Here is a 15,621-nt window from a genome sequence, read left to right as displayed (position 1 = left end):
TACCATCACTAAGATGCCCAGCGAGTGGCGACTCATCCACTTCATCGGCTCAGGCCCAGATCATCGCAGCCCAGCGGATCAGCAGCAGCGCGCCGCAAATGCACAGCAGAACCAACACCATCTTCCAGTACTTTTTGGCCGCCCGGTATCTTGTCACCTCGGTTTCCCCTCTGTCAGAAAGCGAAGATGCGCCAGAAGGCGCATCTGTTCCGGTCAGCAACAGGACCGGGAGGCATAGCATAACGTCGGGGCCACCAAAAGGCGACCCGTTGCCGGCATCAATTGTTCAGGGTGTAATCCAGCGTAATTTCCGCGTTCAGTACCTGAGAAACCGGGCAGCCCGCTTTGGCTTTGTTGATGATTTCGTCGAAGGCCGACTCATCAATGCCAGGCAGAGAAATCGTGCTGGTCAGCGCCACTTTAGTGATGGCAAAGCCGTCGCCTTTTTTATCCAGTGACACGTCAGCCGTGGTATCAATGCTTTCCGGCGTATGACCTGCATTGCCCAGCATCAGCGACAGTGCCATAGAGAAACAGGCCGCATGCGCTGCACCAATCAGCTCTTCCGGGTTGGTGCCTTTGCCGCCTTCAAAACGGGTATTAAAGCCATAAGGCTGCTGGCTCAGCACGCCGCTCTCGGTGCTAACGGTGCCTTTGCCTTTGATATTGCCTTCCCAGTGCGCCGAACCTTTCTTATGAATAGTCATGTCATTCCTCCTGTGGGTAAAGAAGCTAAGTATAGACAACACATTCATTTTCGCAGGCTAACTCACGGCGCGAGGACGTGACACGGTGCTTGTTGGTGTCAGCAGCGCCTCCGCCTGCACCAGCGAATCGCGGGTAATTTCACTTATCGATTTTGCGCCGGTCAGCGTCATGGCCACGCGCATCTCTTTCTCAATCAGGTTCAGCAGGTTTTCCACGCCACGCTGTCCGTGAGTCGCCAGCGCATAGATAAACGCCCGTCCCAGCAGCACGCTGTCTGCGCCCAGCGCAATCATCCGTACTACATCCAGTCCGTTACGAATGCCGCTGTCCGCCAGAATAGTGATGTCACCTTTGACCGCATCGGCAATCGCTGGCAGCGCACGGGCTGAGGAGAGTACGCCATCCAGCTGGCGTCCACCGTGATTCGAGACCACGATGCCATCAGCGCCAAAACGCACCGCATCCCGTGCATCTTCCGGATCGAGAATGCCCTTGATCACCATCGGCCCGTCCCAGAACTCGCGGATCCACTCCAGATCTTTCCAACTGATGGAAGGATCAAAGTTGTTCGCCAGCCAGCCAATATAATCTTCCAGCCCGGTCGGCTTGCCGAGATAGGCGGAGATGTTTCCCAGATCGTGCGGACGGCCCTGCAGACCCACATCCAGCGCCCACTGTGGATGGGTGACCGCCTGCCAGTAACGACGCAGCGCCGCGTGATTGCCGCTCATCCCGGAGTGCGCATCGCGATAGCGCGCACCCGGCGTCGGCATATCCACGGTAAACACCAGCGTTGAGCAACCGGCGGCTTTGGCCCGCTCCAGCGCATTGCGCATAAAGCCGCGGTCACGCAGCACATAAAGCTGGAACCACATCGGACGGTCGATCTGCGGAGCTACCTCTTCAATCGGGCAGACCGAGACCGTCGACAGGGTAAACGGAATGCCTTTCAGGGCGGCCGCGCGCGCCGCCTGCACTTCGCCGCGACGGGCATACATGCCACACAGGCCGACCGGTGCCAGCGCAACCGGCATCGACAGGGTTTCATTAAATAATTTCGTTTCGAGGCTCAGTTCCGACATGTTCTTCAGAATGCGCTGGCGCAGCGCCACGTCAGAAAGGTCCTCCACGTTGCGACGCAGGGTGTGCTCGGCGTAAGCACCGCCATCAAGATAGTGAAACAGGAATGGCGGCAGGATACGTTGCGCGGCGGCGCGATAGTCACTGGCAGCTGAGATAATCATCAGTCAGATTCCTTTGGGTTGCGTGTGTCGTTATCCGGTAAGCGGGTGATGCGCGCCTGGCGCGCTTCATCTTCATGGAGGCTTTTCAGGGTGGTGTGGACAAAGCCCAGATGCTGCATCGCCGCCTGACGGGCCGCGTCGGCGTCGCCCGCGAGGATCGCATCCAGCAGCGCCTGATGCTGTTCCGTCAGGCGGGCGAAAATATCTGGCTGGGTATACATGCGCTGACGACTCTGCATCACCGACGACTGCAGCAGCTCGAAAAAGCCGCGCATGGTCTGCAGCAGCACTACATTGTGCGACGCCTCGGCAATCGCCAGATGGAAGCGCACATCTGCCTGGGCAGCGAGGTCGGGATCGTCACTCTCTTTCAGCTTCAGGGTGGCGTCAAAGGCGTACTGCAGCTTCTCTTTGTCGGCGTCAGTAGCCCGCAATGCCGCATGCCAGGCGGTGCTGGCCTCAATGGCATGGCGCGCTTCCAGAATGTCGTAGCGGTAGTCGGGATCGTCGCGCAGCAGCTGCCGAATCGGTTCGACGATGCGCTGTTCCGACCAGGGTGCCAGCTGCTGACGAATCCAGGTGCCGCCGCCGCGCCGGCTAATCAGCATGCCGCTGCTGATTAGCTGCTGTATCGCTTCACGCAGCGAAGATCGCGAGACGCCGAGTTCAGCAGAGAGCTGGCGCTCGGCGGGCAGACGCATGCCCGGCTCAAGCTGATGTTCGGTGATATAGGTCCGCAGGCGTGTCACCAGCGGATCGGCAGTGTTGCTCATGGGATCATCCAGGGGAAGACATAGGCCTGAAGCGTGGTAATCACACCCACCATACAGGTGAAAATCAGGCTGTGTTTAACCGTAAACCGGAACAGGTCGGACTCTTTCCCCACCAGCCCGACCGCTGCACAGGCGATAGCGATCGACTGCGGCGAGATCATCTTACCCGTCACGCCACCGGTGGTGTTGGCCGCCACCAGCAGAATATCGGAAACGCCGATCTGTTGGGCGGTGGTGGCCTGTAACGCGGCGAAAAGCGCATTTGATGAGGTATCTGATCCTGTCAGGAAGACGCCCAGCCAGCCCAGAAACGGCGAGAAGAAGGTAAATGCGTGACCGGTATGCGCCAGCGCTAGGGCAAGCGTGGCAGAGAGGCCGGAGTAGTTGGAGATAAACGCAAAGGCCAGTACCATCCCGATGGAATAGATCGGCAGCGCCAGCTCTTTCAGCGTTTCTCCAAAGGTCTGCAGCGCCGCCTTTGGCTTCATACGCAGGAACAGCATCGCCATAATCGCCGCAATTAAAATCGCGGTGCCGGTCGCAGAGACCAGATCCAGCTTATAGATCGCCGGATAAGGGGTCGCACTGCTGACCACCGGCGGCATCCGCGCCACCAGTTCATGCAGCATCGGCACCGGCATAGCCAGCACCCACTCATAGAGCGCACCGCCTTTGGCGAAAAGCGCTTTAAACGGTGGGATACTCCAGAGCGTGACGGTAGCGGTGAGAAACAGGAATGGCATCCAGGCGCGGATCACCTGCCCCAGCCGATACTTCTGCGGTGGCAGCAACGGAGCACCCTGTTTCGCCTCTGCATCGGCAAAGCGGAAGATGCGCACCGGCTTCCAGACCCTCAGGAAAAGCGTCAGCGAAATCAGCGAGGCGAGCGACGAGATAATATCGGGCAGCTCCGGACCCAGGAAGTTGGAGCTGAGGAACTGGGCAAGGGCAAACGAGCCACCTGCCACGACCACCGCCGGCCAGGTCTCTTTCACGCCGCGCCAGCCATCCATGATCGCCATAATCCAGAACAGCACAATCAGGGTGAGCAGCGGCAGCTGGCGTCCGGCCATCTGGCCGATGGCAAAACTGTCGAGCCCGGTTACCTGCCCCGCCACAATAATCGGGATTCCCATCGCGCCAAAGGCCACCGGCGCGGTATTCACAATCAGGCAGAGCCCGGCGGCGTAGAGCGGATTAAAGCCGAGTCCCACCAGCAGCGCGGCGGTAATCGCCACCGGCGCACCAAAGCCCGCAGCCCCCTCCAGAAACGCCCCGAACGAGAAGCCGACAATCAGCATCTGCAGACGCTGATCGGGCGTAATCGACAGGATAGAGGCACGGATAATGTCGAACTGGCCGGTTTTGACTGAGATCTTGTAGACGAACACCGCGGCGACAATAATCCAGGCAATCGGCCACAAGCCATAGAGAAAGCCATACACCACGGCGGCCAGCGCCTGTGCAACCGGCATCTGATAGAGAAACAGCGCCACCAGCAGCGCCAGCACCACGGTGGTGGTGGCCGCCAGGTAGCCTTTCATCTTCAGCTTAATCAGCGCAAAGAAGAAAAAGAGAATCGGGATCAGTGCGATCAGGCTTGAAAGCCAGATATTACCCAGCGGATCGTAGTTTTGTTGCCAGATCTGCATGCCAGTATCTCCAGAGGAAAAGGTGACGTGGCACGCAGCCGCAGCGCTGGTGCCATCTGCCCCGGATTGGTCAGACCAAACCGCTGTGTCGGGGCTTATGGCAACAGATAGTTAACGCATTGTTAACCTGTGGCAACAAAAGATGCGCGAATTTTCCCGGAGTGTGAACCAGAGAAAAATATTGCCGGGATTGGTCGGACCAAAATCAGGGATTGGTATCCCGAAAGGCGCGCTGATAGCTGTGCGGATGAAAACGCAGATTAAGCGCAATCAGCAGCAGCGTGATCGTCGCCTGCAGAATCCAGACGCTGGTGAAATTTCCGGTGAGCGCATGCAGCTGACCGGCGATAAACGGCATGCTGCCCGCGATAATAAAGCCGACGCCCTGCATAAAAGCCACCAGCCGCGCGCCAGCCTGCGGCTGCTCCAGATGATCCAGCGCCAGCACCAGCGTCAGCGGAAATGCCCCGCCCAGCCCGAAGCCCGCCATCCCTGCCCAAAGCCACGGTGCCAGTTGTGGCGCAAACAGGAAACCGAGCATGCCGCTGAACTGCATCAATAGTGTCAGCAGCAGCAGCGGACGGCGATCGCGGCCCCGCGCCAGCAAGGGCAACAGCAGCGCACCCGTGACCTGACAGCCGATCATCATGCCAAGCAGTGAACCGCCCGCCTGCGCGCTCCAGCCGAGTTGATGATAAAAATCGGGCAGCCAGGCGACACAGATGGCATATCCGCCGTTCACCAGACCGAAGCTCAACGCCAGCGTCCAGGCGCGGGTTTTCCGCCACAGCGAAGGCAGAGCGGCGGACTCCGTCCGGGCTGCACGTGGGGTGGTGATAAACAGCCAGAGCAGGATGGCCAGCACCACCGGCAGCGCCCAGCTGCTCAGTGCGCCCTGCCAGCCAAGCTGCCCATTCAGCCACGGCGAGATCGCCGCGCCAATCCCACCGCCGCCCATCAGCGCCGCTGCCCACAGTCCGGTCACGCCGGCACTGCGGCCGCCAAATCGCTGACGGATCAATCCCGGCATCGCCATCTGCACGATGCCAATGCCCGCTCCTCCCGGCACAGTACTCAGCACCAGCCCGCCTCCGTCAGCCACAAACAGCCGACTCACCAGCGCCAGCAACAGCAGCAACAGGCCACCCAGCAGCAGTTTACGCACCGTAAAGCGCTGCATCAGCGGGGCGCTGACTAACGCAATGGCACCCATCATCATCATCGGCACCGCAGGCAAGAGCGATGCCGCCAGCGGCGACAGACCGATGCTCTGCCGCAGCTCGCCGAGTAACGGACTGACCGAGGTCATCAGCGGTCGCATATTGAGCCCGGCCAGCACCAGCGCCGCCAGCAGCAGGTTGTTCTCTCTCTTCATATAAAATCTACGCTATTAAAAGTTGCCAGCCTGGCAGCAGTCGTTACTATCTGGAAATGAAATATTACTCTGCCAGGTAGTGGAAAAATGAATCGTCAGCCGATGTTTACTCCGCAACAGCTGCTCAGCTTTGTCGCGGTGTGCGAAACCGCCAGCTTTACCCGCGCCGCCGACCGGGTGCACCTGTCGCAGTCCACCGTCAGCCAGCAGGTGCGGCGGCTGGAGGAGATGGTCGGCAAAGAGCTGCTGGTCCGCTCCTCGCATCAGGTGCAGATCACCGAGGAGGGCGAAAAACTTTTAGGCTACGCCCGGCGAATTATTGCCCTGAACGGGGAAGCGCACGATGTGCTGAGTGACCAGTGGCGCGATGGCGTGCTGCGCCTTGGCGTGCCGGAAGATTTCGCCGCGCCCACGGCCGGTCTGCTGGCGCACTTCAGTCGCGACCATCCGCAGCTGCGGCTGGACGTGATGAGCGGCATGCAGGTGGAGCTGCGTCGCGCCTGGCAGCGTGAAGAGCTCGACATCATGCTGATTAAACAGCCGTACGGCGAGAGGCCACTGGCATCGCGTCCTGAACCGCTGTTGTGGCTCGACAGCGCAGAATGGCCCTGCTTTGAGCAGACGCCGGTGCCGCTGGTGCTGTTTCCCCAGTTGGGGCTCTATCGCGATGAGGTCTGTCAGACGCTTGATGCGCTGGGTCGAAGCTGGCGCATAGGTTACAGCAGCGCCAGCCTGGTCGCGCTGGCCGCCGCCAGTGCACAGGGGCTGGGTCTGACGTTACTGCCTGCCAGCTGCCGCCTGCCGGCACATCGGGTATTAGGTCCTGAACAGGGTCTGCCGGTGATTGATACCTTTGAACTGGCGTTGTTCTGCCGTCATCCGCATGATCCGCTGCAACGTGAACTGGCAGCGTCACTGGCGGCGTTTGGCAAGCTGCGCTGGCAGTGAGATAGCGAATAGCCATCAGTGGAAAATAACGCAGCAGAGTGAAGCGTCGTTTGTCAGATTAAAGCCTTGTTCTCTTTGCAGGAGCCTCTGATGCCTATTTCCTCTTCGGCGAGTCGCCGTGATTTCCTGGGGCAAAGCGTTCGCTGGACCGCTGCAGGCGGCTTGCTGGCCGCCGGTCTCGGTCAGGTCAGTGCCGCCATTCCCCCATCGTTGTCCGCCATCAATCCCGACCAGGCCGCCACTCTGCCCCGGCAGGATCACTATCTGCTGCGCAATGTGCGACTGGAAGAGGGCTTTATCCGCGAAGATGACGACGTCGTCGCGACCCGGACCGGTCTTTATGACATCAGCGTGCGCGACGGCAAAATTGACCAGCTGACCTCTGCGGGCCAGGGTAACAGCACGCTGCCCTCGTGGGATGCGCAGGAGGCGCTGCTGCTGCCCGCTACGCAGGACATGCATATCCATCTTGATAAAACCTTCTACGGCGGTCCGTGGCAGGCTCCACGTCCACGTCAGGGCAAAACCATCATGGATATGATTGCGCGCGAGCAGGTACTGATTCCGCAGCTGCTGCCGCACTCGCAGGCCCGCGCCGAAGGATTGATCGCCCTGCTGCATGCCAAAGGCACCACCCGTGCGCGTAGCCATTGCAATATCGACCCGGTCAGTGGTCTGAAAAGTCTGGAACATCTGCAGGCGGCATTAGCCCGTCATCCCGCCTTTGCGTGCGAGATCGTTGCCTTCCCGCAGCACGGTCTGCTGCACTCGCAGGTCGATGGCTTGATGCGTGAGGCGATGCAGCACGGCGTTGAGTATGTCGGCGGACTGGATCCTACCAACGTGGATGGCGCGATGGAGAAGTCGCTGGATGCCATGTTTCAGATTGCGCTCGACTATCAGCGCGGCGTGGATATTCATCTGCATGAAACCTCACCGGCTGGCGTGGCGGCGATTCAGTATATGGTTGACACCGTCGCGAAGACTCCGGCGCTGAAAGGCAAAGTGACGCTGAGCCACGGTTTTGCGCTGGCGACGCTCACCGGCAGTGCGCTGGATAAAATGATTGAAGGGCTGGCAGAGCAGCAGTTCAGCGTCGCTTCCACGTTGCCGATTGGCAAGCTCACTATGCCAGTTCCACAGTTGCAGGCGGCGGGAATTAAAGTGATGACCGGCACCGACAGCGTGATCGATCACTGGTCTCCGTTTGGCACCGGCAGCATGCTGGAAAAAGCGAATCTCTATGCACAGCTCTATCGCGGTTCAGATGAGTTCTCGCTGTCGCGGGCGCTGGCCATCGCCACAGACGATCGGCTGCCGCTCTCTGCTCAGGGCGAACGTCAGTGGCCTGCGCCGGGCGATGAAGCGAGCATGATGCTGGTAGCAGCGAGCTGTTCTGCCGAAGCCGTGGCACGCATGTCACCGGTAGTCGCGACCTTCTCGCGCGGTAAACCGGTATTTGCGCTGGCATCGACCTGAAACAGCAGGGCTGCGGACAAAAACGCCGGGAGCGTTTTTGAACAACGCAACGCGTTGGCCCGGCTACGGGCGCACCTCAGGGATGAGGTGCGTAATCGCCCGCGCTGAGCCTTCTCAGCAAATGCGGAGAGATCGAGCCGGCTCCGGCCCGGTTACAGACGATCACCTTACCTAAAGCGCCGGGAGCCAGTACCCGCCCCACAACGCAAACCCACTCCCCCAAAAACAACAGAGCCTCCACAAGGGAGGCTCTGCATTTACCTGAGCGGAGTGCGGGTTACGCGCTTTTGGCCCATTGATTATTCGACATTAGTTCCATTGCCAGCGCGTATAAGCGACGATCTTCCTGATCACAGGGCTCATCTTCCGCATAACAGCCGATCATGGATGCGATTTTATCCGCAGATAAACTCTCTCCATGAACATGCAGTGTCAGTACGGCGCGGCCTACTATTTTAAGCACATTTTCATGTGGTCCCTGGATGCTATTACTCAATGCAAATACCCTCTACCGGTCGTTGTACCAGGAATATGGCGCGATAAATATAAAGCAATTAGATCAGGATTTTTATCGGCACTAGTGGTGATATTTTTTAATGATTAATTCTATTACTGGAGTCATAGTTAAGGATTTGTCTGATTAACAATGAAATATTTTTTTAAAAACGGTCACTTATAAAATAATCATTGGTATTAACCGATCGTCAATCCGGAACACCTTCGTTAAGCCGGCATTAATCTATAAAAATAAACCACCTTTTTTCAGTAAACTTCAGCTTATTCCTAAGCGTACCGGCAGATATAGTTGCATACTGCTAACCATCGAGGTTCCCGTTGCTGTCAGGCGTGCTTTCTGCCAGACTTGCCCCGCAATAATGCCTTACACTTTCAGCCTCAGAGGCCGCGCCCGTGACCGCTTTTTCTACCCTCAATTCGCTTCCCGATAGCCAGCTCGATAACCTGCGCGAGATGGGCTACACCAGCATGACGCCCGTGCAGGCCGCTACGCTGCCCGCCATTCTGCAGGGACGCGACGTGCGCGCGCAGGCGAAAACCGGCAGCGGTAAAACGGCTGCCTTTGGTATTGGTTTACTGCACCATATCGACAGCACCCGCTTTCAGACGCAGGCACTGATCCTCTGTCCGACCCGTGAACTGGCGGATCAGGTAGGCAATGTCCTGCGCCAGCTGGCGCGCTTCACCCGCAACATCAAAGTCCTCACCTTGTGTGGCGGACAGCCGATGAGCGCACAGCGTGATTCACTGGTGCATCCACCGCATATCGTGGTTGGCACGCCGGGTCGTATCCTCGACCACATCAATCGTGAGAACCTCAAGCTCGACCAGCTCAACACGCTGGTACTGGATGAGGCGGATCGGATGCTGGAGATGGGTTTCCTCAATGATATGGAAACCATCATTGAAGCGACGCCTGCCTCGCGCCAGACGCTGCTCTTCTCCGCCACCTGGCCCGACGGCATCACAGCCATCAGCACCCGCTTCCAGCGTGATGCGCTGAGCGTCGTCACTGAAGATGTCAGTGAACTCCCGTCAATCGACCAGCAGTTCTTTGAAGCCAGTCACAATGAAAAACTGGGTCTGCTCATCGCACTGCTCGGCGATCGTCAGCCTTCATCCTGCGTGGTCTTCTGCAACACTAAACGTGAATGTGACGATGTCGCCGCGGCGCTTAACGCGCGTGATATCAGTGCTCTGCCACTGCATGGTGATCTTGAGCAGCGCGATCGCGAACGTGTGCTGATCCGCTTCGCGAACGGCAGCGGTCGCGTGCTGGTCGCTACCGATGTCGCTGCGCGCGGACTCGACATCAAATCGCTGGCGATGGTAGTCAACTATCAGCTCGCATGGGATCCTGAAGTCCATCTCCACCGCATCGGTCGTACGGCGCGGGCAGGCGAACATGGCGTTGCCGTCAGCCTGGTCGCGGCTGATGAAATGGCGCGCGCGCACGCGCTGGAAGATTTTCTGCAGCAGAAGCTGCCGTGGGTCTCGGCCAGCACGCTAAAAAAGGGCAGCAGCAAGCCACTGCCTGCCGCCATGATGACGCTATGCATTGATGGTGGCCGTAAAGCCAAGATACGTCCGGGAGATATTCTGGGTGCACTGACCGGTGAAGCAGGTTATCGCGCTGAGCAGATCGGGAAAATTGTTCTGACCCCGACCCATGCCTACGTAGCGATTGAGGCAAATCAGGCTAAAGCGGCACTGGTGAAACTTAAGCAGGGCAAAATCAAAGGTAAAACCTGTCGGGCGATTCTGCTGAAAGACTAAGAAAAAAGGGCGAGGTTATGACCTCGCCCTTTTTGTTATGGCTCTTCGATGCGGGACACATGCAGCGTGGTTTTATCCCCTTTGCCCTGTACCTTACCACTGACGCGCACTTTGTCTTCAGCGGTGTAGGTTTTACCATCAAAGGTTTTCTTTGGGGCGATAATGGGTAACGTGCCGGTGTTGTCACGGAACTGATACCGCTCGCCCTGCTCTTTCTTCAAAATGTAACCTTCCAGCGTCACATACCCGCCCTGACGGAAATCGCGGATCTGATCGATGTGGGTCTGACCGGTATCTTCCGAACCTTTATAGCCGGCATCCTGCTTGTGTTGCGGCGGCGGCGTATCACCAGCTTTGTATCCGCCCTCTTCAGCTGAAACGCCCGCGCTCATCATCACCAGCAACGACGCTAAAATCACTTTTTTCATTTCACACTCCTTTATTGGAAAGGTGTCCATGTTGAACCTTCAGGGTTAAGCCTGGCACAATAATTGGCATCCGTTTTATTTCACCCTTCTCTTCTCACCTTTTTCCGTTTGCTGCCGATAACCTGTTCACACCCTATTTCACCAGCTGCGTTAATGCAGAGGCAACCATGGATAATTTTCAAAAAGAGATCGATGAAAGAGCGAACCTCGCGTTATCGAACAAGTTTGAGCTGCTGCTGTTTCGCTTAGGTTCCGATCAGCTGAAAGGCAAGTCTGAACTGTTTGGCATTAACGTCTTCAAGCTGCGTGAAATTGTACCGATGCCGACTATCACTAAAGCCGCGGGCATGCGTTCGCCGTTGCTGGGTATGGCGAGTATTCGTGGTCAGTTCATTCCGGTGATCGACCTGCCAGCGGTAGCGGGCTGTGTACCTGAAACCGGTCTTAACCTGCTGCTGGTGACCGAGTATGCCCGTAACACCCAGGCGTTTGCCGTGGAGTCAGTAGAGAACATCGTGCGCCTCGACTGGAGCCAGGTGCATACCGCCGAAGCCGGTATCGGTGGCCGCAATATTACCAGCATCGCCTGCCTGGACAGCGACAAGCAGAGCAACGAGCTGGCGATGGTGCTGGACGTTGAGCAGATTCTGTATGACATCATCCCTTCAGTGCGCGGCGTTGAACCGGAAGCGGCCAGACCGCGTGCCTTCAACTATCGCCCTGGTGCGGTCGCCATTGTGGCAGAAGATTCCAAAGTGGCGCGTCAGCTGCTGGAACAGGGCCTGAAGAGCATGGGCATTCCGGCGCTGATGTTTAACACCGGACTGGAAGCCTGGGAAAAAATTAAGCTGATGAGCCAGGAAGCACAGGCTGCAGGCGAGTCGATTCACGACAAAATTGCGCTGGTCCTGACCGATCTGGAGATGCCAGAGATGGATGGCTTTACGCTGACCCGCAACATCAAGCGGGACCCGATTCTCAAGGTTCTGCCGGTCGTCATTCACTCCTCACTCTCTGGCAGCGCCAACGAAGATCATGTGCGCAAAGTGGGTGCCGACGGTTATGTGGCGAAGTTTGAACTGAATGAGCTGTCAGACGTGATTTTCAACGTTCTCGACACTGCCCGCTAAACAAATCCGGGCCGCAAAGAATGCCCGGTATGTTTTTACTTTTTAGCCAGCAAAATAGCTGGCCTGACCAGGAACCGACTATGCACATTGAAACTTTACCTGTTACACCGGCACCTGCTACCCCTGCTCCTCAGAAAGCGCTGCGTGGCCGTTTACGCCAGCTGGCCTGGATTACCGCCGTCACGTTAAGTGTCGCATTCTGGACAGGCCTCTACTTCTTAGTTTTCTGAATCCGGTCATGCTTGTCTGGATCGGGCCGTCAGCACTCCTGCTGACGGCCCTTTTTTTGCCTGCGTTTCCCCCTTTGTTTATTTGTTAACCTTTTATGAAGCTTTTCAGTGACTATTTATTCACGCACCGTTATTACTTAAAAATTATTAAAGGTACATGTTCGTATTCCGATAACTGTATGCGCGAGATCACCTTTTTGCCTGCGGCTGTGACCACAGACATCAGCAAGGCACTGCGCACAACAGCAGAGAACCTGAGCGTTGCTAACAAATTGATTAATAATAAAACGGGGAAGAGAACATGTTCAGTATCAAGAATATGAAGGTGGGAATGCGGCTCGCAGCAGCCTTCGGTATTATTGTGACCTTACTGATAGTGATTGGCGTAACATCCATTACCAGAATTAACAGTATTAATACCGCGATCTCATCGATCGTTGACGATCGCTATGTAAAAGTACGACTGGCATTTGATGTGCGCGATGGCGTCAACGATCAGATCAAATACCTGCGCGGCATGGTGATCGACACAACACGCCCGGAAATGAATGTGAAGCGTTATGGTCAGCTTGATGAAGCGACGCAACGCACTAACATCGCGATGAAAAAGATTGAGGATATCCAGGTCACGCCCGTAGGTAAGAAAAAGATCGCCGGTCTGCTGGCCTCTTCTCAGGCGTTTGAGAAGGTTAAAGCTGAGTTGATCATCCTGATTAAAGCAGGCGATTTTGATGCTGCCAGCACCTATGTCCTGAAATCGATGACCGCTACACAGAATAAGTTTCTTCAGGATGCGGTGAATTTTGCCAACTCACAGGATTCCCAGCTGCGCAGTGAAGGCCAGGGTATTGTGGAAAATGGACAGTCAGCCATCACCATCACGCTGATTTTCTCCGCGCTGGCCATTCTGGCCGCGATTATGCTGGGCTACTTCCTGACCCGCTCTATTGTCCGTCCACTGGTTGCAGCGGTTGACGTTGCTGAACGTGTTGCCGCGGGCGATCTGAGTACTCAGATGCAGGTAACCTCGCGTGATGAAACCGGCGTCCTGATGCAGGCGCTGCAGCGCATGAACGATAACCTGCTGTCGATTGTGACTGAAGTACGCACCGGCTCCGACACTATCGCGGTCGCCTCTAATCAGATCTCCAGCGGTAACCTTGACCTCTCAACCCGCACTGAGCAACAGGCCAGTTCGCTGGAAGAGACCGCCTCTGCCATGGAGCAGATGACGTCGACCGTGAAACACAATGCCGACAATGCGCGTGAAGCTAATCACCTGGTATCGACGACGTCCAGCGTAGCGCGTGAAGGTGGCGTGGTCATGGAGAAAGTGATCGAGAAGATGGAAGCGATCGCGCTCTCCTCACGCAAAATTGTCGATATCATCAGCGTCATCGACTCCATCGCCTTCCAGACCAATATTCTGTCACTGAATGCCGCCGTTGAAGCTGCGCGTGCGGGTGAACAGGGTCGCGGCTTTGCGGTGGTTGCGAGTGAAGTGCGTAATCTGGCACAGCGCTCAGCCTCCGCGGCCAAAGAGATTAAGGTCCTGATTGAAGATTCGGTCGCTAAAGTCGATGAAGGCAGCAAACTGGTAACCCATGCGGGTTCGACCATCGGTGAGGTGGTGAACAGCGTGCAGAGCGTGGCGAATATCATGAGCGAAATCACCATTGCCAGCAGCGAGCAAAGCAGCGGTATCAATGAGATCAATCAGGCGATTACCCAGATGGAAGCGGTAACGCAGCAGAACGCCGCGCTGGTTCAGGAAGCGTCAGCCGCTTCACAGGCACTGCAGGATCAGGCTGAGCGTATGGCACAGGCAATGAGCGTGTTTAATACCGGCAAGCTCGCACTGCAACCCGTGCTTCGCTGATTCCCTTTAATGGCCTGCTCCGGCGGGCCTTTTCAGATCGGTGACAGTAAACGAACAGGTTACAGATGGTTGACCAAAAAGTTGCGCAGGGAAGCTAAGGTATTCCGGGGGTTATAGAAGAAAGGATTAGGGATTGCGGATGGAAACAGCAGAAACAAAAAGGCTGCCAGAGGCAGCCTTTTATTACTGTAAATGCAACAACGCTATAAAGCTCACTAGCCTTTATCAGAGAGCGCGAAGCTGGCTCTGAATTGCAATCCTCGCCGCGTTCACCTGAACAACGACAGATTTGCAGAAAATGCATTTCGCTCCATGCGGGTTGGCTCTTGTAACATCAAAATGTGATGTACGAAACTGTGAGCCATTACAGTGAGGACATTTAAAAGTAATTTTCAGTCCTTAGAGACCAACAACGTTCGCAGCAGCTGGGCCTTTGGCGCCATTTTCTACTGTGAATTCAACTTGCTGACCTTCGTCTAATGAACGGAAATCGGTGCCCTGGATTGCAGAGAAATGTACGAATACATCTTTGCTGCCGTCTGCAGGAGAGATGAAACCGAAGCCTTTCTCTGCGTTAAACCATTTAACGGTACCGCGAATTTTGTTAGACATGCTTAAATCCTTAATATATCGAGCCTTCCGGCATAATGGCCTGAGAACAGATTTTAATCAGAACGTAAGAGAAGACTCAAAAAGAAGGGATGTCTCGCGACAAACTTAGAGATGAGAACTGCTTTGGTTACTTACTTTGATAGTGTCTGTTAATCAAACCGACAATTCATTAGGCCACACTTCACCAGGCGACGCAAGCCGTAATTAAAATTAAACTCAAATAGCGTTGCCCGAAAGCCGCACAGCGACGTTGCTATGTTACAGCCTGCTCTGCCCCACACTGCGGCCTGAAAGTAAAGATCACTCTGCTACGTCACCCTCCAGCCGCCTGAACAGCACGTTTCGCATCTTTGCCTCATCTGCTGGAGTGAGATTAAGCCAGGTCAGCGTCTGACGATCTCTTTTCTGATCGTAGTCAGAGTAAACACCATGAATCTCCCCTTTCTCCGGAGAGTAAAGGAGAGCAATAGATTGTGCCGGACAGTTGTGTGGCTTACAGCCGGAGAGTAGCTGCCAGGTTTCACCCTGGAGGGTAACTGTACTGGCCGGTGTACTGGTTCCGCCCTGCTTAACCCAGGCAGGGAAATCATGTCCGGCGATAAGCTGGTGATACACCTGGCTGGTCTGTTTATTCATTATGAAATCAGAAAGATAAGTCTGATTTGCAGCATTTACTAACATTGGCATGCCAGCTAATACTGCTACCAGTAAACCTTTATTCATCGCGCGCCCCTCTTACCCGCTGAGTTTTGCCTGTGTTAAACAGGACATTATCGGCTTTGCCACTGTTTGTCAGGTGGGGAACACTTGCCATTGAAGCTTCAGAGAGGCAAATCAAAAAAAGGGCGAGGCCGGAGCCTCGCCCAAAACA

Annotated in this window: 16 protein-coding genes; 6 read left to right on the top strand and 10 right to left on the bottom strand. The window is 56.1% G+C overall.

Features of this window, described 5'->3' with window-relative positions:
- Positions 1-49: 49 nt before the first annotated feature.
- The 6 genes from yniD to NIM72_RS16250 form a co-directional block, all read right to left on the bottom strand.
- Complete coding sequence (yniD, locus tag NIM72_RS16275; protein ID WP_022625163.1) at positions 50-157, bottom strand: small membrane protein YniD; 108 nt, start codon at positions 155-157, stop codon at positions 50-52.
- 121 nt (positions 158-278) lie between these two features.
- Complete coding sequence (locus tag NIM72_RS16270) at positions 279-707, bottom strand: OsmC family protein (RefSeq protein WP_161736668.1); 429 nt, start codon at positions 705-707, stop codon at positions 279-281.
- A 57-nt stretch (positions 708-764) separates the two neighbouring features.
- The gene (gene lldD / locus NIM72_RS16265; protein WP_253421180.1) at positions 765-1,952 is read right to left on the bottom strand and encodes an FMN-dependent L-lactate dehydrogenase LldD; all 1,188 of its coding nucleotides are present in this window, start codon (positions 1,950-1,952) and stop codon (positions 765-767) included.
- On the bottom strand, positions 1,952-2,725 hold the full coding sequence (gene lldR, locus NIM72_RS16260) for a transcriptional regulator LldR (RefSeq protein WP_161736669.1): 774 nt from the start codon (positions 2,723-2,725) through the stop codon (positions 1,952-1,954). Before lldR ends, lldD begins: the two co-directional genes overlap by 1 nt.
- The gene (gene lldP, locus NIM72_RS16255) at positions 2,722-4,377 is read right to left on the bottom strand and encodes an L-lactate permease (protein WP_161736670.1); all 1,656 of its coding nucleotides are present in this window, start codon (positions 4,375-4,377) and stop codon (positions 2,722-2,724) included. Before lldP ends, lldR begins: the two co-directional genes overlap by 4 nt.
- A 205-nt stretch (positions 4,378-4,582) precedes the next feature.
- Positions 4,583-5,752, bottom strand: a complete 1,170-nt coding sequence (locus NIM72_RS16250) for a cyanate transporter (RefSeq protein ID WP_222924460.1) — start codon at positions 5,750-5,752, stop codon at positions 4,583-4,585.
- An 87-nt stretch (positions 5,753-5,839) separates the two neighbouring features.
- On the opposite strand from NIM72_RS16250, the gene NIM72_RS16245 reads away from it, so the two are divergent.
- The 3 genes from NIM72_RS16245 (at position 5,840) to dbpA (ending at position 10,471) form a co-directional block, all read left to right on the top strand.
- Positions 5,840-6,700 carry a LysR family transcriptional regulator gene (locus NIM72_RS16245; RefSeq protein ID WP_222924461.1) on the top strand — a complete coding sequence of 287 codons (861 nt, stop codon included), beginning with the start codon at positions 5,840-5,842 and terminating at the stop codon, positions 6,698-6,700.
- A 90-nt stretch (positions 6,701-6,790) separates the two neighbouring features.
- A complete protein-coding gene (locus tag NIM72_RS16240) occupies positions 6,791-8,179 on the top strand; it encodes an amidohydrolase (protein ID WP_253421177.1) in 1,389 nt (462 codons plus the stop codon).
- 909 nt (positions 8,180-9,088) lie between these two features.
- Positions 9,089-10,471, top strand: a complete 1,383-nt coding sequence (gene dbpA, locus NIM72_RS16235) for an ATP-dependent RNA helicase DbpA (protein ID WP_161734465.1) — start codon at positions 9,089-9,091, stop codon at positions 10,469-10,471.
- A 35-nt stretch (positions 10,472-10,506) separates the two neighbouring features.
- Here dbpA and NIM72_RS16230 read toward each other — a convergent pair whose 3' ends face one another.
- Positions 10,507-10,899 (bottom strand): YgiW/YdeI family stress tolerance OB fold protein, encoded by a 393-nt coding sequence (locus tag NIM72_RS16230; protein ID WP_161734468.1) that lies wholly within the window; start codon positions 10,897-10,899, stop codon positions 10,507-10,509.
- A gap of 167 nt (positions 10,900-11,066) precedes the next feature.
- Between NIM72_RS16230 and NIM72_RS16225 the strand changes: the two genes are divergently transcribed.
- The 3 genes from NIM72_RS16225 (at position 11,067) to NIM72_RS16215 (ending at position 14,138) form a co-directional block, all read left to right on the top strand.
- Positions 11,067-12,029 carry a chemotaxis protein gene (locus NIM72_RS16225; RefSeq protein WP_013356916.1) on the top strand — a complete coding sequence of 321 codons (963 nt, stop codon included), beginning with the start codon at positions 11,067-11,069 and terminating at the stop codon, positions 12,027-12,029.
- An 80-nt stretch (positions 12,030-12,109) separates the two neighbouring features.
- Positions 12,110-12,259 carry a hypothetical protein gene (locus tag NIM72_RS16220; protein WP_202604978.1) on the top strand — a complete coding sequence of 50 codons (150 nt, stop codon included), beginning with the start codon at positions 12,110-12,112 and terminating at the stop codon, positions 12,257-12,259.
- Between the two features lie 301 nt (positions 12,260-12,560).
- Positions 12,561-14,138 carry a methyl-accepting chemotaxis protein gene (locus NIM72_RS16215; protein ID WP_253421174.1) on the top strand — a complete coding sequence of 526 codons (1,578 nt, stop codon included), beginning with the start codon at positions 12,561-12,563 and terminating at the stop codon, positions 14,136-14,138.
- A 225-nt stretch (positions 14,139-14,363) separates the two neighbouring features.
- Here the strand turns inward: NIM72_RS16215 and NIM72_RS16210 are convergent, their stop codons facing one another.
- From NIM72_RS16210 to NIM72_RS16200, 3 genes are all read right to left on the bottom strand, one after another.
- The gene (locus NIM72_RS16210; RefSeq protein WP_098053076.1) at positions 14,364-14,534 is read right to left on the bottom strand and encodes a cold-shock protein; all 171 of its coding nucleotides are present in this window, start codon (positions 14,532-14,534) and stop codon (positions 14,364-14,366) included.
- A 3-nt stretch (positions 14,535-14,537) separates the two neighbouring features.
- A complete protein-coding gene (gene cspA, locus NIM72_RS16205) occupies positions 14,538-14,750 on the bottom strand; it encodes an RNA chaperone/antiterminator CspA (protein WP_003854408.1) in 213 nt (70 codons plus the stop codon).
- Positions 14,751-15,050: 300 nt separating this feature from the next.
- Positions 15,051-15,386 (bottom strand): Ivy family c-type lysozyme inhibitor, encoded by a 336-nt coding sequence (locus NIM72_RS16200; protein ID WP_253421171.1) that lies wholly within the window; start codon positions 15,384-15,386, stop codon positions 15,051-15,053.
- Between the last annotated feature and the right edge of the window lie 235 nt (positions 15,387-15,621).

The sequence above is a fragment of the Pantoea sp. B550 genome, assembly GCF_024158165.1.
GTDB classification, from domain to species: Bacteria; Pseudomonadota; Gammaproteobacteria; order Enterobacterales; family Enterobacteriaceae; genus Pantoea; species Pantoea alfalfae.
The sequence above is the reverse complement of the archived record's forward strand: the minus strand, read 5'-3'. Positions and strand labels throughout refer to the sequence as shown.